This window comes from Nocardiopsis sp. Huas11 (genome assembly GCF_003634495.1).
Taxonomy (GTDB): domain Bacteria; phylum Actinomycetota; class Actinomycetes; order Streptosporangiales; family Streptosporangiaceae; genus Nocardiopsis.
Map to the genome: position 1 here is coordinate 6,119,577 of NZ_RBKY01000001.1, position 19,610 is coordinate 6,139,186.

The 19,610-nt window shown below is 72.9% G+C and carries 20 protein-coding genes; 8 read left to right on the forward strand and 12 right to left on the reverse strand.

Annotation, left to right across the window (positions count from 1 at the left end):
• Positions 1-142 precede the first annotated feature (142 nt).
• On the forward strand, positions 143-451 hold the full coding sequence (locus tag DFP74_RS27575; protein WP_147453920.1) for a hypothetical protein: 309 nt from the start codon (positions 143-145) through the stop codon (positions 449-451).
• Between the two features lie 9 nt (positions 452-460).
• On the opposite strand, the gene DFP74_RS27580 is transcribed toward DFP74_RS27575, so the two are convergent.
• The gene (locus DFP74_RS27580; RefSeq protein ID WP_121186143.1) at positions 461-1,312 is read right to left on the reverse strand and encodes a hypothetical protein; all 852 of its coding nucleotides are present in this window, start codon (positions 1,310-1,312) and stop codon (positions 461-463) included.
• Positions 1,313-1,433: 121 nt separating this feature from the next.
• Here DFP74_RS27580 and DFP74_RS27585 point away from each other — a divergent pair, with 121 nt between their 5' ends.
• Positions 1,434-2,630 carry an endonuclease/exonuclease/phosphatase family protein gene (locus DFP74_RS27585; protein WP_121186145.1) on the forward strand — a complete coding sequence of 399 codons (1,197 nt, stop codon included), beginning with the start codon at positions 1,434-1,436 and terminating at the stop codon, positions 2,628-2,630.
• A 24-nt stretch (positions 2,631-2,654) separates the two neighbouring features.
• Here DFP74_RS27585 and DFP74_RS27590 read toward each other — a convergent pair whose 3' ends face one another.
• From DFP74_RS27590 to DFP74_RS27600, 3 genes are all read right to left on the reverse strand, one after another.
• Positions 2,655-2,954 (reverse strand): chorismate mutase, encoded by a 300-nt coding sequence (locus tag DFP74_RS27590; protein ID WP_121188567.1) that lies wholly within the window; start codon positions 2,952-2,954, stop codon positions 2,655-2,657.
• A 326-nt stretch (positions 2,955-3,280) separates the two neighbouring features.
• Positions 3,281-3,937 (reverse strand): PaaI family thioesterase, encoded by a 657-nt coding sequence (locus tag DFP74_RS27595; protein ID WP_121188568.1) that lies wholly within the window; start codon positions 3,935-3,937, stop codon positions 3,281-3,283.
• A 137-nt stretch (positions 3,938-4,074) separates the two neighbouring features.
• On the reverse strand, positions 4,075-4,536 hold the full coding sequence (locus DFP74_RS27600) for a GNAT family N-acetyltransferase (protein WP_121186147.1): 462 nt from the start codon (positions 4,534-4,536) through the stop codon (positions 4,075-4,077).
• Positions 4,537-4,634: 98 nt separating this feature from the next.
• Between DFP74_RS27600 and DFP74_RS27605 the strand changes: the two genes are divergently transcribed.
• The 4 genes from DFP74_RS27605 (at position 4,635) to DFP74_RS27620 (ending at position 8,386) form a co-directional block, all read left to right on the forward strand.
• Positions 4,635-5,492, forward strand: coding sequence for an AraC family transcriptional regulator (locus DFP74_RS27605; protein WP_199725800.1), 858 nt, complete (start codon positions 4,635-4,637; stop codon positions 5,490-5,492).
• Between the two features lie 64 nt (positions 5,493-5,556).
• A complete protein-coding gene (locus DFP74_RS27610; protein ID WP_233571189.1) occupies positions 5,557-6,288 on the forward strand; it encodes an AzlC family ABC transporter permease in 732 nt (243 codons plus the stop codon).
• Positions 6,285-6,602 carry an AzlD domain-containing protein gene (locus tag DFP74_RS27615; protein WP_121186149.1) on the forward strand — a complete coding sequence of 106 codons (318 nt, stop codon included), beginning with the start codon at positions 6,285-6,287 and terminating at the stop codon, positions 6,600-6,602. The genes DFP74_RS27610 and DFP74_RS27615 overlap by 4 nt, the downstream gene beginning before the upstream one ends.
• A gap of 110 nt (positions 6,603-6,712) precedes the next feature.
• Positions 6,713-8,386 (forward strand): thiamine pyrophosphate-dependent enzyme, encoded by a 1,674-nt coding sequence (locus DFP74_RS27620; protein WP_121186151.1) that lies wholly within the window; start codon positions 6,713-6,715, stop codon positions 8,384-8,386.
• 84 nt (positions 8,387-8,470) lie between these two features.
• On the opposite strand, the gene DFP74_RS27625 is transcribed toward DFP74_RS27620, so the two are convergent.
• A complete protein-coding gene (locus tag DFP74_RS27625; protein WP_121186153.1) occupies positions 8,471-9,376 on the reverse strand; it encodes a LysR family transcriptional regulator in 906 nt (301 codons plus the stop codon).
• A gap of 72 nt (positions 9,377-9,448) precedes the next feature.
• Between DFP74_RS27625 and DFP74_RS27630 the strand changes: the two genes are divergently transcribed.
• Positions 9,449-10,417 (forward strand): DMT family transporter, encoded by a 969-nt coding sequence (locus DFP74_RS27630; RefSeq protein WP_121186155.1) that lies wholly within the window; start codon positions 9,449-9,451, stop codon positions 10,415-10,417.
• Here the strand turns inward: DFP74_RS27630 and DFP74_RS27635 are convergent.
• From DFP74_RS27635 to DFP74_RS27660, 6 genes are all read right to left on the reverse strand, one after another.
• On the reverse strand, positions 10,395-11,243 hold the full coding sequence (locus DFP74_RS27635) for a phosphotransferase enzyme family protein (protein ID WP_121186157.1): 849 nt from the start codon (positions 11,241-11,243) through the stop codon (positions 10,395-10,397). The two genes, DFP74_RS27630 and DFP74_RS27635, sit on opposite strands and share 23 nt — an antisense overlap.
• A 97-nt stretch (positions 11,244-11,340) precedes the next feature.
• Positions 11,341-12,267: an RluA family pseudouridine synthase gene (locus DFP74_RS27640; protein ID WP_121186159.1), complete on the reverse strand. Its 927-nt coding sequence runs from the start codon at positions 12,265-12,267 to the stop codon at positions 11,341-11,343.
• Entirely contained in the window at positions 12,264-12,854 is a 591-nt protein-coding gene (gene lspA / locus DFP74_RS27645; RefSeq protein ID WP_121186161.1) for a signal peptidase II, read from the reverse strand. Before lspA ends, DFP74_RS27640 begins: the two co-directional genes overlap by 4 nt.
• A gap of 29 nt (positions 12,855-12,883) precedes the next feature.
• On the reverse strand, positions 12,884-13,294 hold the full coding sequence (locus DFP74_RS27650; protein ID WP_121186163.1) for a TraR/DksA family transcriptional regulator: 411 nt from the start codon (positions 13,292-13,294) through the stop codon (positions 12,884-12,886).
• 122 nt (positions 13,295-13,416) lie between these two features.
• Positions 13,417-13,956 (reverse strand): GNAT family N-acetyltransferase, encoded by a 540-nt coding sequence (locus DFP74_RS27655; RefSeq protein ID WP_121186165.1) that lies wholly within the window; start codon positions 13,954-13,956, stop codon positions 13,417-13,419.
• A 79-nt stretch (positions 13,957-14,035) separates the two neighbouring features.
• Positions 14,036-14,296, reverse strand: coding sequence for a hypothetical protein (locus DFP74_RS27660; RefSeq protein ID WP_121186167.1), 261 nt, complete (start codon positions 14,294-14,296; stop codon positions 14,036-14,038).
• Between the two features lie 365 nt (positions 14,297-14,661).
• Here DFP74_RS27660 and ileS point away from each other — a divergent pair, with 365 nt between their 5' ends.
• Positions 14,662-17,862: an isoleucine--tRNA ligase gene (gene ileS / locus DFP74_RS27665; protein ID WP_121186169.1), complete on the forward strand. Its 3,201-nt coding sequence runs from the start codon at positions 14,662-14,664 to the stop codon at positions 17,860-17,862.
• Between the two features lie 56 nt (positions 17,863-17,918).
• Here the strand turns inward: ileS and DFP74_RS27670 are convergent, their stop codons facing one another.
• A complete protein-coding gene (locus DFP74_RS27670) occupies positions 17,919-19,610 on the reverse strand; it encodes a hypothetical protein (RefSeq protein WP_121186171.1) in 1,692 nt (563 codons plus the stop codon).

Sequence of the window (19,610 nt, forward strand, 5' to 3'; positions counted from 1 at the left end):
TGCCCGGAACGTGGGCACAACGATCCAGGTGCGGACCACAGCGGTCCACAGGGCTCTCCGGCATTTCGGACGGAAATCCACAGGTCATTCGGTGAGCGCGTATCCGTGGCATGGAGTGATGGCCCTCCACCAGGCTCGGAGCATGCACAACAACGCCGCTGCACCGATGTTGTCCCTGTCCCTCACACCCGCGGCTTTGCGCGCCGAGGCCGACCTCCTGGCCGCCGAGGAGGCACCCCGACGGTTCGCCGTGTGCGCCATGGACTACGACGAGTCCGACGCGGTCGTCCTCGCCTGGGGCCAGGCGTTCCGTGACGGCCGCGTGACGCTCATCGGTGACGCCATGCCGGTCCAGGGCTCCTTCGCCTCCGTGCGGTCCGCCCTGCGGGTGTGCCGGGCACCAGGCGTCCCCCTCCATCTCGCCTGGGTGGATCCCGAGCCGAAGGAGTGACGTGCGGTGCTACCGGAGGGTGCGGGCGAGGTCGCGCAGCCAGGGGTCGCGGAAGGCCGGTTCTCCGGTGAGCACTCTGTGCACGCGGGAGCGGACCGCGCGGGTGCGGCCGCCGCGGTAGAACCGCACCGCCTCGGCCAGGGCGGCACGGGCCGCGTCGTCGTGGCGCGGCAGGGTCATGTCCGGGTCGGCCCAGCGGGTGCGCCGGAAGGACGGCTCGGTCTTGTCCTGCCGGTCGCCCATGTACCGCCAGAGGTGGCCCTCGATGGAGACGTTGCGCACGGCGCGCGCGGGCAACTCCCGCACCCAGTCTGCGTGCTGCTGCCAACGCCAGGTGTTCGGACTGGTCTTCTCCCGGACAGTGATGCCGAGGTAGCCCAGGCGGCCGCGGATGGTGTTCCACGGGGCGCGCTCGTCGTCGATCCAGTCGCGCAGTTCGGCGTGCAGGTTGGCGAAGGTCGACCCCCGATGGACCAGGTCGACGAACACCACCGGCCTGACACCGCCCGCCAACCGCCGGGGTGTCACGCCGGCGGCGGTCAGAAGGGCACGCAGGCGCTCTCTTTCGTCCGGGGTGAGTCCGCGGCCGTCCTCGCCGAAGAGCGACAGGGGCAGCCGGTGCAGGCGCTCCTGGTGGGGCGAGTCGGCCAGGACGCCGCTGAGCAGGTCGAACAGGCTGTCGGGTGAACGGCCCACGAAGTACATGTCGCCGTCGGCGCTGCGGGCGAGCACCCGGGCGGCGCAGTCGGTGAGCCCCTCCAGCTGGAACGGGGCGGTGTCGTGCCCGTCGACGAGGGAGCCCAGGCGGTCCCCACGGGCGAGGTCCCACCGGAACGGACGAACGGGTTCGATCGGTTCCATAGGTGCCCATTCAAGCAAGGCCGGGGAGTCGGTCCAAGGCCTTTTCGACGCCTGTGGACGCACGCTCTCCCGTCCGGCGGTACCGTTCCCCCACTCCCCCGCCCCGCGAGAGGATGCGACCATGCATCACCACGGCTCGACCGCCACCCTCGTGCTGGCCTCGTCCGGGGTGGACCCCGTCCCTCCCGCCTCGGAGGCCTCTTCGTCGGTACCGCCGCCTCCGGCCGAGGGCGTGGTGCGCTTCGCGACCTTCAACGCCGCCCTGTCGCGCCCGACCCCGGGGAGGCTGCTGAAGGACCTGTCCGCGCCGGGGCACCCCCAGATCGCCAACGTCGCCGAGATCGTCCAGTGGGTGCGCCCCGACGTCCTGCTGGTCACCGAGTTCGACCACGACCACCACGGCCTGGGCCCCCGGTTGTTCCTGGACTCCTACCTGGCGGTGGGCCGGGGCGGCGCGGCGGGAATGGACTTCCCGTACGTGTACACCGCGCCGGTGAACACCGGGGTGCCGTCCGGGGCGGACCTGGACGGCGACGGGCGGGTGGTCACGACACCGGGCAGCACCGCCTACGCCGGGGACGCGTTCGGGTTCGGGCTCTTCCCCGGCCAGTACGGGATGGCCCTGTTCTCGCGGTACCCGCTGCTGACCGACCGGGTCCGCACCTTCCGCGAGTTCCGGTGGGCGGACCTGCCGGGCGCCCTGCTGCCCGTGCGCCCTGACACCGGGGAGCCGTTCCACTCCCCCGAGGCCCTGGACGTGCTGCGATTGTCGTCCAAGAGCCATTGGGACGTGCCGGTGGACGTCGGCGGCCGGCGTCCCGTCCACCTGCTGGCGAGCCATCCCACGCCCCCGGCCTTCGACGGCCCCGAACGCCGCAACGTCCTGCGCAACCACGACGAGATCCGGTTCTGGGCCGACTACGTCTCCGGCGACGCCCCCTATCTGTACGACGACGCCGGGCGCCGCGGCGGCCTGGCCCCGGGCGCTCCCTTCGTGGTCGCGGGCGACCTCAACGCCGACCCCGACGCGGGCGACGGGCATCCCGAGGCGATCCGGCGGCTCCTGGAGCATCCGAGGGTCACCGATCCCCGGCCGCGCAGCCGCGGCGGGCTGGGCGCGGCGGCCGTGGACCCGGCGGCGCCGCCGGCGCCCGCCCACCTGCGTGCGGACTACGTGCTGCCGTCGGCCGACCTGGGTGTGCGGGGCGCGGGCGTGTTCTGGCCCGCGGCGGACGACCCGCTCTTCCGGCTCACCGGGGACTACCCGTTCCCGAGCTCCGACCACCGCCTGGTGTGGGTGGACGTGGCGTGCGGGTGAACCCGGCCCGCGGCGCGAGACGTCCTAGCGCTCGGACTCCTCCTGGGCGGCGGACAGGCCGGCGCTGATCACGCTGTCCATGATGTCGGCGAGCCGCTCGGCCCCCAGACGGGGCGCGTGCTCGGCCATGCGCTCGACGAGTTCGCGCTCGCGGCGCGGGTCGCGGCCGGCGAAGTACCCGACGGGCTTGAGCCGCTGCACCTGGGCGGCGACGAGCGCGCGGCGCTCCAGGAGCGCGGCGAGTTCGGCGTCCATCCGGTCGATGCGGCCGCGGAGCTCGCGGATGCGCTCGTCGGGCGCGGGGGTGGCGGTCGGGATCTGCACGGTGGCCTCCAACGGGTGTGAACCGGTCGCGGTGCGGCCGTCCGTCCCGCCGGACTGGGTGCGTGGGGAGCGTCGGCCGCCTGGAAAACGAAAGAGCACCGGGGCCGGAAGGCCCGAGTGCTCTGTTGCCGACGTTCCCTGTTCCGCCTACGTGAAAGCGGCCGACGGGCGCGTCGGCCGGCTAAACACAGAGGTGCGGTGGGTCATGGGGACGACTGTACCGTGTCCGGACACCGCACGTGGAGTTCGGTGCCCGTGTTCCGGCCCACGCGGGACCGCGGAGCGGCGCGCCGCCGGAGCGGCACGTCCCCAGGCCCCAGTGCCCGCTACGGGATCTGGATGCGGATCATCAGGGCGGTCGCCTCGGCGGTGATCTCGCCGTGGGCGCGGATCTCGCCGGAGACGAAGACCTTGCGGCCCTCCGTCCGGTCCACCCGGCCGACGACCTCCAACGGGGTGAACAGCGGCGTGGGTCTGCGGTAGTTGACTTCCAGCTTCGCGGTCAGGCCGGGGCTGGTGTGGATCGCCGATGCGCTGCCCACGGCCTGGTCCAGGAGCGCGGCGACCCAGCCGCCGTGCGCGAGTCCGGGCGGGCCCTGGTAGAGGGTGTTGAGCGTGACCTCGCCGCGCAGTCCGCCGGGAACGCGTTCGAGGAACAGCGGCGGGGCGACGGGGTTGGTGTCGCCCGAGACGATGTTGGTGATGGTGCCGTACTCGGTCGTGCCGTCGGCCATCGTGCGCTCGACCATGGTGCCGATCTGGCGGCGGTCGACGTCGAGCCGGCCCGTGAGGTCCTCGACCACGGCGGCGGCCTCCGCCAGCGTCTCCCTGTCGGCTCCGGTGTTGGCGACGACGTCGATGAGGTCGTGCACGCGGGAGACCAGGGAGCGCAGTTCGGCGGGGATGGAGCCGTCCTCGACCACGGGGAGGCCGTAGGACCGGGGGTCGGGGGCCTCGGCGACCGGCTGCGAGTGGACCGTCATGTGTTCCTCGTCGGATCGGTGGTGCTGGGGCGTGGAGTCACCCACACCGAACCGAATCTTACTCGGTAGTATCCGAGGAAGAGGTCTGCGGGCCGTGCGCTCCCTGTCACACCGGGGAGCGCACCCGCCCCCTCCGCTCAGCCGAGCCGCCGCACCATGTGCAGGTGCGGGATGCCGGCGTCGAGGAACTCCTCGCCGTGCGCGGTGTAGCCGAGCCGCTCGTAGAAGCCGAGGGCGTGCGTCTGGGCGTGCAGCTCCACCGAGGAGAACCCGCGCTCGCGGGCCCGTTCCTCCACCGCCCTGACCAGCGCGGCGCCCGTGCCCGAGCCCCGCCCCTTCGGCAGGACCGCCAGGCGTCCCAGCAGCCCCGACGCCTGCCCCGTGCCGTCGGCCGGAGCCTGCTCCACCAGCCGCACCGTGCCCACCGGCACGCCGTCCAGCAGCGCCACGAACTGGTCCGCGGCCGGGTCGCGGTCGTCCCACTCCTCCTCGATGGGGACCTCCTGCTCGGCGACGAACACGGCACCGCGGATGACGAACACCGCGGCGAGGTCGCGGGGGTCCTGGGCCAGCCGGATCTGAAGTTCATTCGTGCTCATCCCCGCAGGCTAGCGGGTGCGCCGGCGGGCGCCGGACCGGCGCCCGGTTCCGACCACTCCGTGCGGGCACTCCTGGCACGGGGACCTAATCTGGGCGTATGGGCCTGCCCAGTGACGTACACCCGACCGTCGAGGATCCGCGCGTGGAGCACGCGCGCTACTGGCGCTTCCCCGGCCTGCCCGGCACCGAACTCCTCACCGCCCGTTTCGTCACCACCTCGTTCGTCCGCCACACGCATCCCACGTACACCATCGGCGTCATCACCGACGGCATCGAGGAGTACACGCACCCGGGAGGCCGGGCGCGCGTGGGTCCGGGGGGTCTGGCCGTGGTCGGCCCGGGTGAGGTGCACACCGGGCACGCCGGCATCCCCGAAGGATGGGGCTACCGGGTCTTCTACCCCTCCCGCGAGGTCGTCGAGGGCATCGCGCGCGAACGGGGCATCCGTGGGACCCCCGCGTTCACCGAGTCCGGCATCCACGCCCCCGAGGTCGCCCGCATCCTGGTCGACGCCCACCTGGCGGCCGACCACGGCGACCCGCTGACCGCCTCCGCCCTGACGCGCCAGGGGCTGGGCCTGCTGCTGCGCACCCACGGACGCGAACCGGCGGCCGACCCGGCCCCGCACGCCGCCCGCCCCGAGGTGGAGCGCGCCCGCCGGATCCTCGAGGCCCGGCTTCTGGATCCGCCCACCCTGGAGGAGCTGTCCGCCGAGGTCGGGCTCGGACCGTTCGCGCTCACCAGGGCCTTCCGCGGCGTCCACGGCCTGCCCCCGCACGCCTACGTCAACCAGGTGCGCGTGGACCGGGCCCGCGCCCTGCTGCGCGCCGGCCGCCCGCCGGGCGAGGTCGCCGCGCTGGTCGGGTTCGCCGACCAGCCCCACCTGACCCGCCACTTCAAACGCCACCTCGGGGTGCCGCCCGGCGCCTACCAGCGAGCCCTGCTGGCCTCCTGACGGCCACCGGCGCCCGCAAGAACGTTCAAGACGCCGAGGGCGCGCCCCGCCTACGGTGCGTCGGGTGAGAACCTTCGCTCTGCTCAAGTCGCCCGCCGTGCGCGACAGCCTGGGGATCGGTGTCGCCGTCGGCGCCGCCGGCCTGGCCTTCGGCACGGCCGCGGTGGCCGCGGGCCTGTCCCCCGCACAGGCCCTGTTCCTCAGCCTGTTCGCGTTCACCGGCGCCTCCCAGTTCGCGCTCGTCGGCGTCATCGCCGGCGGGGGCAGCCTGGTCGCCGGTGTCCTGGGCGCGCTCCTACTCGGTGCCCGCAACACCCTCTACGGGCTGCGCCTGGCCGACCTCCTCGACTGGCGCGGCACGAAGCGCGTGGTCGCCGCGCACGGCGTCATCGACGAGACCGCCGCGATCACGCTGGCCCAGCCCGACCGGGCCTCGGCCCGGACGGCCTTCGTGACCACCTACGCGGTGCTCGGGGGGTCCTGGGTCCTGACGACGCTGGCGGGCGCGCTGGCCACCGAGCGCGTCAGTGACATGGACGCCTTCGGCCTGGACGCCGTCGGACCGGCGATCTTCCTCGGCCTGCTCTGGCCCCGGCTGCGCGAGGGCGGCGGCCGTGCGTGGCTGATCGCCGCCGTGGGCGCCGGCATCGCCCTGGCCGCCACGCCGCTGCTCCCGCCCGGCGTACCGGTGCTGCTCGCGGCCTCCGCCGCCCTGATCGCCCTCATCCGCCCGGTCGGCGCCGCACCCGCGGCCGCCGCCGATCCCGCCGAACCCGCCGAGGAGGCCCGCACATGACCCTGTGGATCGCGCTGATCGCCACCGCGGGGGGCTGCTACCTGCTGAAGCTCGCGGGCCTGGCCGCCCCGCGCCGCCTGCTCGACAACCCCTGGCTCCAGCGGTTCGCCACCGCCGTCCCGCTCGCGCTGCTCGCCGCGCTCATCACGGTGGAGGCCCTGCGCGGCGACGGCCAGGCCCTGTCCTGGGACACCGCGCGAATGGCCGGGCTCGGCGCGGCCGTGCTGGCCCTGGTGCTGCGCGCGCCCTTCCTGGTGGTGATCGTCGCCGCGGCGGCCACCACCGCGGGCCTGCGGGCCCTGGGCGCGACCTGATCCCGAACCGGCCTCCTCGTCCTTGACCGGCACCGGGGCGGGTGCCAGAGTCGGCCGCACGCGCTCCGGCGCGCACTGTGGACCTTGCAACGACGGAAGGACCCCGCCCCATGACCCCTGCCCGCCGCCTACCCCCCGCCGACACCGCCGCGCACGCGGCCGTGGAGGTCCTGGCCGCCGCCGGGATCCGCCGGTGCTACACCGTTCCCGGCGAGAGCTTCCTCGAACTCGCCGACGCCATCGACCTCCACCCGGGGATGTCCCTGGTCTCCACCCGCCACGAGAACGGCGCCGGGTTCATGGCCGAGGCCGATGCCAAGCTCACCGGTGTGCCGGCGGTGGCCGCCGCCACCCGGGGCCCCGGGGCGGCCAACCTCGCCGTGGGCGTGCACACGGCGATGCAGGACTCCACGCCGATGATCGCCTTCCTGGGCCAGGCCGAGACCGAGCGGCTCGGCCGCGAGGCCTTCCAGGAGGTGGACCTCACCGCGTTCTACGCGCCGATCACCAAGTGGTCCACGACCGTGCACCGGGCCGACCGGCTGGCGGAGGTCACCGCGAAGGCGATCCGGATCGCGACGACCGGACGGCCGGGACCGGTGGCGATCGCGGTGCCCGGCGACCTGTTCGGGCAGCGGGTGGGACCCCAGGCCCCGCCGGTCCCCTTCCAGGTGCCCCGACCGCCGCTCTCCGACGGCGATCGCGACCGGCTGGCCGACCTGCTCGCGGGGGCGGAGCGCCCCGTGCTCATCGCGGGCGGCGGCGCCCGCGCGGCCCGGGAGGACCTGGTCGCCGTCGCCGAGCGGTTCGGCACCGGGGTGTACGCGGCCTGGCGGCGCCAGGACGTCTTCCCCAACGACCATCCGCTCTACCTCGGCCACCTGGGGCTGGGCGCTCCGCCCACGACCCTGGACGCCTTGCGCGACGCCGACGCCGTGCTGGTGGTCGGCTGCCGGTTGAGCGAGACCACCACGCAGGACTTCACACTGCCCCAGCGCGGGACCGGCGCGAAGGTGGCGCAGATCGACATCGACCCGGGGCAGGTGGGCGCGACCACCGACCTGTGGTTCGGCGCCGTCGCCGACGCGGGCCATGCCCTGCGCGCCCTGGCCGGATCACCGGTCCGAGCGCCCCACCGCGACTGGAGCACCGCCCGGCGGGCGTGGGTGGACACGGCCACGGTGCCGCCCGGGGCCCTCGAACACCCCGGACCGGGCCTGCACCCGTGGTCGGTGGTCGCGGGCATGCGCGAGGCCCTGCCCGAGGACGCCCTCATCACCAACGACGCGGGCAACTTCGCGAGCTTCCTGCACCGGGGATGGTGGTTCCGCCATCCCCGCACGCAACTGGCCCCCACCAGCGGGGCCATGGGCTACGCCGTGCCCGCGGCGGTGGCGGCCAAGATCGCCGCACCGGAGCGCACGGTGGTCGCGGTGGCCGGTGACGGCGGCACGATGATGACCGGCCAGGAGTTGGAGACGGCGGTGCGCGTGGGCGCGCCGATCACCGTGGTCGTGTTCCAGAACGGCCTCTACGGCACGATCGCGATGCACCAGGCCCGGGAGATGGGCCGGATCGCCGGTACGCGGATCAGCGGCCCGCTGGACCTGGCCGGGTTCGCGCGGTCGCTGGGCGCCCGGGGCGCGACGGCGCACACACGCGCGGAGCTGGAGAAGGCACTGGTCGAGGCGGTGGACGCCGACCTGCCGACCCTGGTGGACGTGCGCACCGACCCGGACGTCATCAGTCCGTCCGCCACCCTGACGGGCCTGTTGTCGGGCTAGGCACGGGTCTGGACACAGGTCAGTGCACGCGGGCACCATCGGTCCCCCCGCACCGCCCGCTCGCGGGAGGCGCGCGGGGATCCCTCATTCGGCGTACGCGGCGGCGGCCTCGCGCAGCGCGCGGACGGTGGCGCGGATGGCGGGGCGGCGCGAGGCGTCGGTGCGCCAGAATACGTACACCTGGCGGACCAGGGCGGGCTGGACGGGGACGATCCGCACGCCCTCGGGCACTGGGCCGCGGCCGAGCCTGGGCATGACCGCGGCGCCGATCCCGGCGGCGATGAGGGCGAGCTTGGTCTGGTGCTCCTCGACGTTGTGCACGATCACGGGTTCCGCGCCGCGGCTGCGGATCATGTCGTGGAGCCAGTCGTTGCAGATCGACCCCCTGGACCAACTGATCCACGGCAGCGAGAGGATTTCGTCCACCTCCAGCAGCTCGCGGTGGGCCAGGGGGTGGTCGGCGGGCAGGGCGATATCGCCGATGTCGTCCATGAGCGGGGCCCGGCTCATGGACGCGGGCAGTTCCAAGGGCGCACCCACCCAGTCGATGATCATCGCCAGGTCCGCGTCGCCGCGCACCACGGCGGGGACGCTCTCATGCGGTTCCTCCTCGTTGAGTTCCAGCCGGAGCCCGGGGTGGGCCTCGCGCAGGGAGTTCAGTGCGTGCGGCAGCAGGCCGCGCACGGCGGTGGGGGTGCCTGACATGCGCAGGTGGCCGATGACGTCGTCGCGGTGGGCTTCGAGGTCGGCCTCGGCGCGCTGGACCATCGACAGGATGCGGGAGGTGTGCTCGACCAGGAGTTCGGCGGCGTCGGTGAGCCGCACGCCCCGGCCGTTGCGTTCGACGAGGGGCTGGGCGACCTCGCGTTCGAGCTTGGTGAGCTGTTGGGAGACGGCCGAGTTGGTGACGTGGAGCGCCTGGGCGGCGGCGCTGAGGGATCCGTGCGCGGCGATGGCGTGGAGGACACGGAGTCGGTCGACACTGAGCATGTAAGGGATACTAACGTCCAGCTTAAGAAAAGCGAAGTAGACCTAATACATGGACCACGGTAGAACCAGACCATGTCCGTTCTCGCCCCGTCCGAGGCCTCACCCGCCACCGTCTCCCGGATCCTGACCGACTGGCGCGCCAAGTTCGTCCTGCTGGCCCTGATCTGGGGTCTGAGCTTCGTGTTCATCAAGGTCGGCGCGCAGGCCCTGACGCCGCTGCAGCTGTCCCTGGGCCGCATGCTCGCCGGCGGCCTCCCGCTGCTGGCCGTGCTGCACCTGCGCGGAGGGCGACTGCCGCGCTCGCCCCGCCTGTGGGGGCACCTGTTCGTGACGGCGCTGCTGCTCAACACGATCCCCTTCACCCTGTTCGGCTACGCCGCCCAGCTCATCCCGTCCGCGCTGATGGGGATCGTCAACGCCTCGACCCCGCTGTTCGCCGTGGTGTTCTCGATGCTGCTGCTCAGCGACGAGCGCCCCGACCTGAACAGGGTCCTGGGCCTGGGCATCGGCTTCCTGGGCGTGCTGACCGTGCTCGGTGTGTGGAACTCCCTGGGCGAGGTCGCCGTGAGCGACGGCGACGCCCGACTGGGCATGCTGTTCGTCGTCGGCGCGACCGCCTGCTACGGGATCGGGACGCCCTACCTGCGCCGCTTCGTGGCGGGCAGCCCGCACGGCGCACTGGAACTGAGCACGCTCCAGCTCCTGTTGGGGGCGGCGCCGCTGGTGCTGCTGGCGCCCGCGCTGCACGGTGTGCCCACGGGGGTGACGTGGCAGGTGGTGGTCTCGGTGGTCCTGCTCGGTTCCCTGGGCACGGGGGCCGCCTACATCCTGCAGTACGCGATCGTGCGCGCCGCCGGGGCGACCGTGGCCACGACCGTCACCTACGTGGTGCCCCTGGTCGCCGTCATCGCCGGGATCGTCCTCCTGGGCGAGACCCTGGCCTGGAACCAGCCGGTGGGCGCCGTCGTGATCATCGTGGGCGCCGCCCTGTGCCAGGGCCTGCTGAGGGTGCGGCCCCTCAGAGCACGGTCCGACCGCTGATCCGCGCCGCGATCGAGGGCCCCCGCACGGCGATCCATGCCTGCGCTCGCGGCATCCGGTCCCGCACGCCCCGCTCCCACATCCGCCGGAACACCGGATCGTGCCGGGCCGCGGCCCGCGCACCGAGGTGGAAGCGATGGATCACCCTCGCCGCCAGCGGCACGAGTTCCGCGCGCTGCCCGCCGGTCAGCCCGTAGGCGTCGGCGAAGACCGCGACCCGGCGCGGAATGTGGGCCTCGGCCAGGGCGGGCGGACGGTCACGGGGATCGAGCAGCGGCGCCCACCAGTACAGGGCGTTGACCACGTCGTACAGGCGGGTGGTGGGCCTGGCCAGGTCGAAGTCGATCAGGGCGCTGGGCAGCCCGTCCCTGAAGACCACGTTGCCGGGGCAGTAGTCGCGGTGGCCGACCAGTTCGGCGGGCTCGTCCACCGGCGGCAGGTCGACGGTGTGCGCTCCGGGAAGGCCGCCCCACACCGCGTCGGGCGGGGGTTCCCAGCCCTGCGCGGCGTCGTGCAGCCGACGGATGAGGCCGGCCAGCGCGACCAGGACCGCCTCGCCCGTGGCCTCGGCGGGCAGCGGTTCCCTGGGGACGTCCCCGGGGACGTACGAGAGCACTTCGCGGCCCTGACCGTCCACACCGAGCGGAACCGGGGCCGCGGCGAAGCCCGCGTCGTGCAGGTGGGCGAGGTAGGCGCGCACGGTCGCGCTGAACGGGCGGACCGGTCGGCGCACGGTGTCGCCCACGCGCACGATCCCGGCGGTGACGCCGTCGCCCTCCAGCGGCTCCGTCGTCCCTGCTCGCGCGCCGGGGACCTCGTCGGTCATCTCTGCTCCACCCGGCCGACCCCGTCCGGGTGGGGCGGCCACTTACACGTCGGGGCGTGCGGGGCGACCCCGAACGCCCCGGCGGCGACGTCGTCGGTCAGTCCTCGCGCAGTCCTTCGACCGCCGTGGCGAGGTCCTCGGGGTAGGTGCTGGAGAACTCCACCGGGCGGTGCTCGGTGGGGTGGTCGAAGCCCAGCCGCACCGCGTGCAGCCACTGGCGCCGCACACCCAGGCGCTCGGCCAGCGACGGGTCGGCCCCGTAGAGGATGTCGCCCACGCACGGGTGCCGCAGCGCCGCCATGTGCACGCGGATCTGGTGGGTGCGCCCGGTCTCCAGCTTGATCTCCAGCAGGCTGGCGGCCCGGAAGGCCTCCTGGGTGTCGTAGTGCGTCACCGAGGGGCGTCCGCCCGCGACCACGGCCCAGCGCCCGTCACCGGCCGGGTGCCGGTCGATCGGCGCGTCCACGGTCCCGCGGAGCGGGTCCGGGTGGCCCTGGACGAGCGTGTGGTAGCGCTTGTCGACCGTGCGCTCCTTGAACGCCCGCTTGAGCACGCTGTAGGCGGTCTCGCTCTTGGCCACGACCATCAGGCCGGTGGTGTTGGCGTCCAGCCGGTGCACGATCCCCTGGCGTTCGGCGGCCCCGCTGGTGGCCAGCTGCACGCCGGAGGCCAGCAGCCCCTCCAGGACGCTCGGGCCGGTCCAGCCGACCGTGGGGTGGGCGACCACCCCGACCGGCTTGTCCACGACGATGATGTCGGCGTCCTCGTGCACGATCTTCATGCCCGGGACCGCCTCGGCCCGGGGCACCGGCGCGGTGGGCGGCGGGGGGAGGGTGATCTCCAGCCAGGCGCCCGCCTGCACGCGGTCGGACTTGCCCGCCTCGGAGCCGTCGACCAGGACGCTGCCGTCCACGATCAGTTCGGCGGCACGGGTCCGCGAGAGCCCGAACAATCGGGCGATCGCGGCGTCGAGCCGGTCGCCCTCCAGCCCGTCGGGCACGGGCAGGCTACGCGTGTCGCTCATGTGCCCTTCCCTTCGGTGGAGTCGTCGGACGGGGCGCTGCCGCCCTGGTCCTTCCCGGTCTTCTTCTCGGCCCGCGTGTCCTCGACGATCGCGCCGTCCATGCCCAGGCCCTTGAAGGTCAGGGCCACCACGAGGATCGCTCCGACCACCACGCAGGAGTCGGCGATGTTGAACACGGGGAAGTTCGGCACGCGGATGAAGTCCACGACCGCCCCGTGGAACGGAGCGGGGTCGCGGAAGTAGCGGTCGACGAGGTTGCCCGCGGCGCCGCCCATCATCAGCCCGAGCGTCACGCCCCACCACACACTGCGCACCCGTCGGCCGATGTAGGCGATGGCGAGGACCACGCACGTGGCGATGGTGGTGAACACCCAGGTGTAGTCGGTACCGAGCGAGAACGCCGCACCGGTGTTGAACACCAGGGTGAACTGGAGGAGGCTGCCGATCACGTCGACGCTCTCGCCCACGCCGAAGGTCGCCAGGACCCACTGCTTGGTGGCGAGGTCGACGAGGATCGCGGTGAGAGCGACGAGCAGCAGGAGCACGAACCTGCGCGGACGCGCACCCGTGTCGTCGTTCGTGGTCATGTTCTGGTCCCCAGAGGGCTCTACCTCAGTCAGCGACGCTCCTCGCGCTGTTTGCAGGTCACGCACAGGGTGGCTCGTGGAAAGGCCTGCAGGCGCGCCTTTCCGATGGCCCGGCCGCATGACTCACAGACCCCGTAGGTTCCCGCGTCCATCCGTTCGATCGCCAGCTCGCTCTTGGCGAGCAGGTCACGTGTATTGTAGGCCAACGCCAGATCGTGCTCGCGCTGGAAGGCCTTGGCTCCGGTGTCGGCGGGGTCGTCTCCAGCACCATCCACGGGGTCGTCGAGCCGCTCGGCGAGGGCCTTCTCGACTTCGCGGATCTCCTCCCTCGCCGTGGTGACGTCGGCCTCCAGACGATCGCGCACCTCGGCGATCTCATCCGACGTCCAGGGGTCCTCCCCCGGTCCGACAGGCAGTCCGGCGATCTTCGTGGCCTTCATCGCACTCCCCCTTTCCCTCCGGGGCGCCACCCACCCGTGCCCCCGCTGAGCTGCGAGGGCTCCCCCTCGGGCGGTGCCGCGCATGGTGCCGGAAGCTTAGGCAATCCGTCGCCGCATCGCAATCATCCCGACGGTGCGCCACCGGCCGCCGCGCCGTCCAGGACGCGGTGGAAACGGACCCTGTGCACGTACACGCCGTTGATGGGCCCCGACCGTTCGACGGCGTCGTCGGCCCGCCAGCCCTGGGCGGTGTAGAAGCGGCGCGCCCGGTCGTTGGCCGAGAGCACCCACAGCACCGCCTCGGCGTAGCCGCCCGCGGCGAGCGCGTCGGTGACCGCGCCCATCAGGCGCTGGTTGACGCCGGTGCCCCACACCTCGGGCACGGAGTAGAACGCCGCCACCTCCGGCACGTTGGGGCTCCCCTCCAGCGGCCCGAAGGTGGCGAAGGCCACCACGCTGCCACCCTCCTCGGCGACCAGCATCGCCTCCCTCGGCCAGTCCGCGTCCCCGATCCACCGTGCCCACCGGTCCGCCCGGCGCCCGGTCGTCAGGGCGTCCAGGTAGCTCTGCGGCATGATGCCGCGGTAGGCGGCCCGCCAGGAACGGACCTGCACGCCGGCGACGGCCTCGGCGTCCTCGACCCCTGCTCGGCGAATCGTCATGGCGCCATCCTGTCCCCCCGGCCGACCGCCGACAAGGGCCGACCGGCCCGGGCCCGCCCGGGCGCCGGCACCGGGCGCGCTACTCGGCGACGGCGAAGCCCCCGTAGTTGTCGGCCAGTGTGCCCAGGTGCGGTTCGTCGAACACCGCCGGGCCACCGTGCGGGCCGGTCAGCACCTCGATCACCCAGTCCGCGTCCTCGGCGTCGTCCTCGCCCGCGAGCATGTCGCGGTGCACCCGGCACGGCTCGTAGCCCTGCTCCTGGAGCTGCTCGGCCAGCTCGACCGCGTCCTCGCGGTCGGGCAGTGTCACCAGGACCGCACCCCGCGAACCCTCCGCCATGACGGCCCCTCTCCGAAATGGCGCGGTGGGCTGCACCGCGCTGCGTTATCCTGACTCCCAGATGGTGTCGATGGGGACGAGTAGTGCTGGCCCCGACCGGACGGACCACAGCCTAAAGGGCCGGGTCCGGCCCAGCGACCCGGGGACGGTGTGAGCCCGGGGGTACGACCAGCGCGAAGATCACCCCGGAGCCGCCGGAGGAACGGGCCGCCGTGCGCGCGCCCCAGTAGAACCGGCACCCGAGCAACGAAGTGGGATCCGCGACGCACCGCCCGGCGGCTCGCGCGCGGCTCCAAGGAGGGTGGTACCGCGGGGCTCCGGCCTCGTCCCTTCGTCAGGAAAACCCCTGATGGAAAGGTACGACGGTGGCCAACGACCCCCGGCCCGCATCCCGCGCGCTGCCCCAGCTGCCCGCGCAGATCGACCTGCCCGCGACGGAGCGCGAGATCCTCGGCCGCTGGTCGAAGGAGAACGTCTTCGAGCGCTCGCTCGACCAGACCCGCGGCGGCCCCAACTGGGTCTTCTACGAGGGCCCGCCCACGGCCAACGGCCAACCCGGCGTCCACCACGTCGAGGCCCGCGCCTTCAAGGACGTCTTCCCGCGCTTTCGCACCATGCGCGGCTACCACGTCGACCGCAAGGCCGGCTGGGACTGCCACGGCCTGCCCGTCGAGGTCGCCGTGGAGAAGGAACTGGGCCTGTCCGGCAAGAAGGACATCGAGGCCTTCGGCATCGCCGAGTTCAACGACCGCTGCCGCGAGTCCGTGCTGCGCAACGTCGACGCGTTCACCTCCATGACCGAGCGCATGGGCTACTGGGTCAACATGGACGACGCCTACCGCACCATGGACCCGCAGTACGTGGAGTCCGTGTGGTGGGCGCTCAAGCAGATCTGGGACAAGGGCCTGCTGGTCCGCGACTACCGGATCAGCCCGTACTGCCCGCGATGCGGCACCACGCTGTCCGACCACGAGCTCGCGCAGGGGTACGAGACCGTCACCGACCCGTCGGTGTACGTCCGCTTCCCGGTGACCTCCGGTCCGCTGGCCTCGCCCGAGCACCCCACGTCCCTGCTGGTGTGGACCACGACCCCGTGGACGCTGGTGTCCAACACCGCGGTCGCGGTGCACCCCGACGTGGAGTACGTGGTGGCCACCAACGGCGACGAGCGGCTGCTGGTCGCCCGCCCGCTGTTCGAGAAGGTCCTCGGCGAGGGCTGGGAGCTCACCGGCGAGAGCTTCGAGGGCGACGAGATGGAGCGCTGGACCTACCAGCGGCCCTTCGACCTGGTGGACTTCGACGAGACCGCGCACTTCATCGTCCTGGCCGACTACGTCACCGTCGAGGACGGCACCGGCCTCGTCCACCAGGCGCCCGCCTTCGGTGCCGACGACATGACGGTGTGCCGCGCCTACGGACTGCCCGTGGTCAACCCGGTCCGTCCCGACGGCACCTTCGAGGCCGACCTGGGCCTAGTGGGCGGCGTCTTCTTCAAGACGGCCGACAAGACGCTGGTACGCGACCTCAAGGACCGCGGCCTGCTCTACCGGCACCAGAGCTACGAGCACTCCTACCCGCACTGCTGGCGCTGCCACACGGCGCTGCTGTACTACGCGCTCCCGTCCTGGTACATCCGCACCACCGCGGTCAAGGACGAGCTGATCGCGCAGAACGACGTCACCCACTGGGTGCCGGAGAACGTCAAGGAGGGCCGCTTCGGCGAGTGGCTGCGCGGCAACGTCGACTGGGCGCTCTCCCGCAACCGCTACTGGGGCACGCCGCTGCCGATCTGGGAGTTCCCCGACGGCCGGCAGATCTGCGTGGGCTCCCTGGAGGAGCTGGGCCGCCTGAGCGGGCAGGACCTGTCGAACCTGGACCCGCACCGCCCGTACGTGGACGACATCGTCATCCCCGACCCGGACGCCGATCCCTCCCTGCCGGAGGAGCAGCGGGTCGCCCGGCGCGTGCCCGAGGTCATCGACGCCTGGTTCGACTCCGGTTCCATGCCGTTCGCCCAGTGGGGCGCGCCGCACCAGAACCACGAGACGTTCCAGGAGAACTTCCCGGCGCAGTACATCTCCGAGGCCATCGACCAGACCCGCGGCTGGTTCTACTCGCTGCTGGCGGTCAGCACCCTGGTGTTCGGCCGCAACTCGTTCGAGAACGTGGTCGTGCTCGGCCACATCCTCGCCGAGGACGGCCGCAAGATGAGCAAGCACCTGGGCAACGTCATGGAGCCCATCGCGGTGATGGACCGGCACGGCGCCGACGCGCTGCGGTGGTTCATGCTGGCCAGCGGCTCGCCGTGGACCGCCCGCCGGGTGGGCCACGCCGCCCTGGAGGAGATCGTCCGCAAGGTGCTGCTCACCTACTACAGCACCGTGTCGTTCTTCACCCTGTACGCCAACGCCGGCGAGGGCTGGGACCACTCCATGCTGGAGAAGGCCCCGGCGCCGCAGGACCGGCCGCTGCTGGACCGGTGGCTGCTCTCCGAGCTCCACGAGGTGGTCCGCGACGTCACGCAGGCCATGGACGCCTTCGACACCACCACGGCCGGGCGCCGGCTGACGGCGTTCGTCGACGACGTGTCCAACTGGTACGTGCGCCGCTCCCGCCGCCGGTTCTGGGGCGGGGCGAGCACCCCGGAGGGCGCTTCGGCGTTCGCGACCCTGTTCGAGGCGCTGGAGACCGTCACACTGCTGATGGCGCCGGTCGTGCCGTTCCTGACCGACCACGTGTGGTCGGCGATCCGCCGTCCGGGCGCGGCGGACTCGGTGCACCTGGCGTCCTGGCCCCAGGTCCGCGAGGACCTCATCGACACCGAGCTGTCGGGCCACATGGCGCTCACGCGCCGCCTGGTCGAGCTGGGGCGCTCCGCGCGCGTCGACTCGGCCATGCGCACCCGGCAGCCGCTGGCCCGCGCCCTGGTGGGCGCTCCGGGGTTCGCCGAGCTGCCCGAGCAGCTGCGGGCGCAGATCTCCGACGAGCTCAACGTGGCCGGGCTGGACTCGCTGTCCTCCGTGGGCGGCGACCTGGTGGACTACATCGTGAAGCCGAACTTCCGGTCGCTGGGCAAGCGGTTCGCCAAGCGCACGCCGCTGGTGGCCAAGGCCGTCCAGTCCGCCGACCCGGCCGCGCTGGTGGAGCAGGTGCGCGCCAGCGGCTGGGCCCGGGTGCAGGTCGAGGACGAACCGGTCGAGGTCAGCGCCGACGAGCTGCTGGTCACCGAACAGCCGCGCGAGGGCTGGGCGGTCGCCTCGGAGTCCGGTGAGACCGTCGCCCTGGACCTGGAGCTGACGCCGGAGCTGCGCCGCGCCGGTCTGGCGCGCGAGATGGTCCGGATGCTGCAGGAGGCGCGCAAGAACAGCGGGCTGGACGTCTCGGACCGGATCCACGTGTGGTGGTCGGCCACGGACGCGAGCACCGAGCGGGCGCTCCTGGAGCACTCCGAGAGCATCGCCGGGGAGGTGCTGGCGGACGCGTTCGTCGCCGGTGAGATCGCCGGGGACCTGCACACCGCCTCCTCCGAGGAGTTCGGTGTGGCCTTCGGGTTCCGCCGGGCCTGACCCGACGCGAACGGGCGCCGCTCCCTGGGGAGCGGCGCCCGTCGTATGTTCGGGAGTCAGGAGACCTGGTCGGGGTCCCTGCGGGACGGACCGTCGCCGGACGAAGGCTCGTCCTCGGCGTCCAGGATGGCCGCGTAGGCCACGTCGGAGTCCTCCTCGGTCTCCGCCGCCGGGGCCCGGTAGGTGAACGCCGACGCCTCTCCTGCGTGCGGATCCGGCGCCTGGTCGGTGTCGGTGCTCGGCACACGGTAGGAGAAGGTCGCCGTCTCGTCGGCGTCCCCGCCGTCCTCGGCGCTCTCGCCGGAAGACCCGGCCGACTCGTCGGCTCCAGCGTCATCGTTCAGATCAGAGGGCTCAGCGGGCTCAGCGGTCTCGTCCACCGCAGAAGACTCAGCGAACGCGTCGGCCCCGGCGTCCTCGTTTCGCTCAGAAGGCTCGACCCAGGCGTCCTCGTTCACACCAGAGGGCTCAGCGGGCTCCTCAGCCTCGTCCACGTCAGAGGGGTCGAAGATCGCCTGGTTCTCCCCGCCCTCGTCCACCGCAGACGGCTCAGCGGACGCGTGATCGTCCGGGCTCGGCACCCGGTAGGAGAAACCCGCCGTCTCCTCGGAGTCCGTGTCGGTCACCACGGGCGCGTCCGCGTCAGAGGCGTCATCGAACCCCGTGGGCCCGTGGTCGACCGCGTCCGGCACCTGGCCGGAGAAGTCCGAGAACTCGTCCGCGCCGGAGCCGGCGGGCTCGACGGCGGCGGTGGGGACCCGGTAGCTGAACGCCCCCTCCACGGTGTCCGCGTCCGACTCGGCGGCCTCGTCCGCGGCGGAGGTCACGCGCGCGTCGTCGGGTTCGTCGTAGGTCTCGTGCGCGACCGGATCGACCTCGTCGCGGGCGTCCGCGGTCGGGACCCGGTAGTGGAACCCCGGGTCCTCGTCGGCATCGGCGTCGTCCACCGACCCCTGGTCCTGGGACTCGGCCCAGGCGCTGCTCCTGGCGGTCTCGCCGACGGCCGTCTCCTCGACCTCCGCCTCAGCGGCGTTGCCCGGGGCGTGCCCTGACGAGTCGAACGCGTCGAAGGCGTTCGGCTCCTCGTCTGGGGTGACACCGCTCGGGGCCGGGAGCACGTGCTCCTCGTTCTCGCCGGCCTCCGGCTCGTCCGCGCGGGACGGGGCCCGGTCGGCGAAGGCCTCCGACTCCTCGGGCGCCGGATCCGGCACCGCGTCGTGCCCGGAGGGCGTCGCCGCCCAGGAGCGCTCATCGAAACGGCCCTGGTGCGGGATCCGGTAGTCGAAGGTCTCCGGTTCCGCGGCGGGCGGGGCGTCCGCGGCGTGTCCGTACGGGCGGGCCGGGTCGGGGTCAGGCGACCCGGTGGCCGCTTCCGGCCACTCCCCCGCGGCCGGTGTGAATCCTGTGCTGCCGTGCTCCGACACAACACTGTCCCGCACCGGCCCGGAAGCCGGTGCGGGTACGCGCCCAGAATCCTCCGGCACGCTGTGCGTTCCCGGTGGCGTCGCCGCCGTGGTGGCCACGGCGGGGACGGACGACTTCCCCAAACCGTCCGTCCCGGTACGCGTCCGGTCCTGTCCTGCCTTCCGCAGCCCGCCTTGTATCAGCGCCGCCGCCAGAAGCAGGACGCTGATTCCGCCGAGCCCGAGTGCGATGTACACCAGGGTGATCTCGGCCAGGAAGAGGGCAGCCGCGATGGTGGCGATGGCCGCCAGCACCGCCACGGTGGCGAGGATGCTCAGGATCAC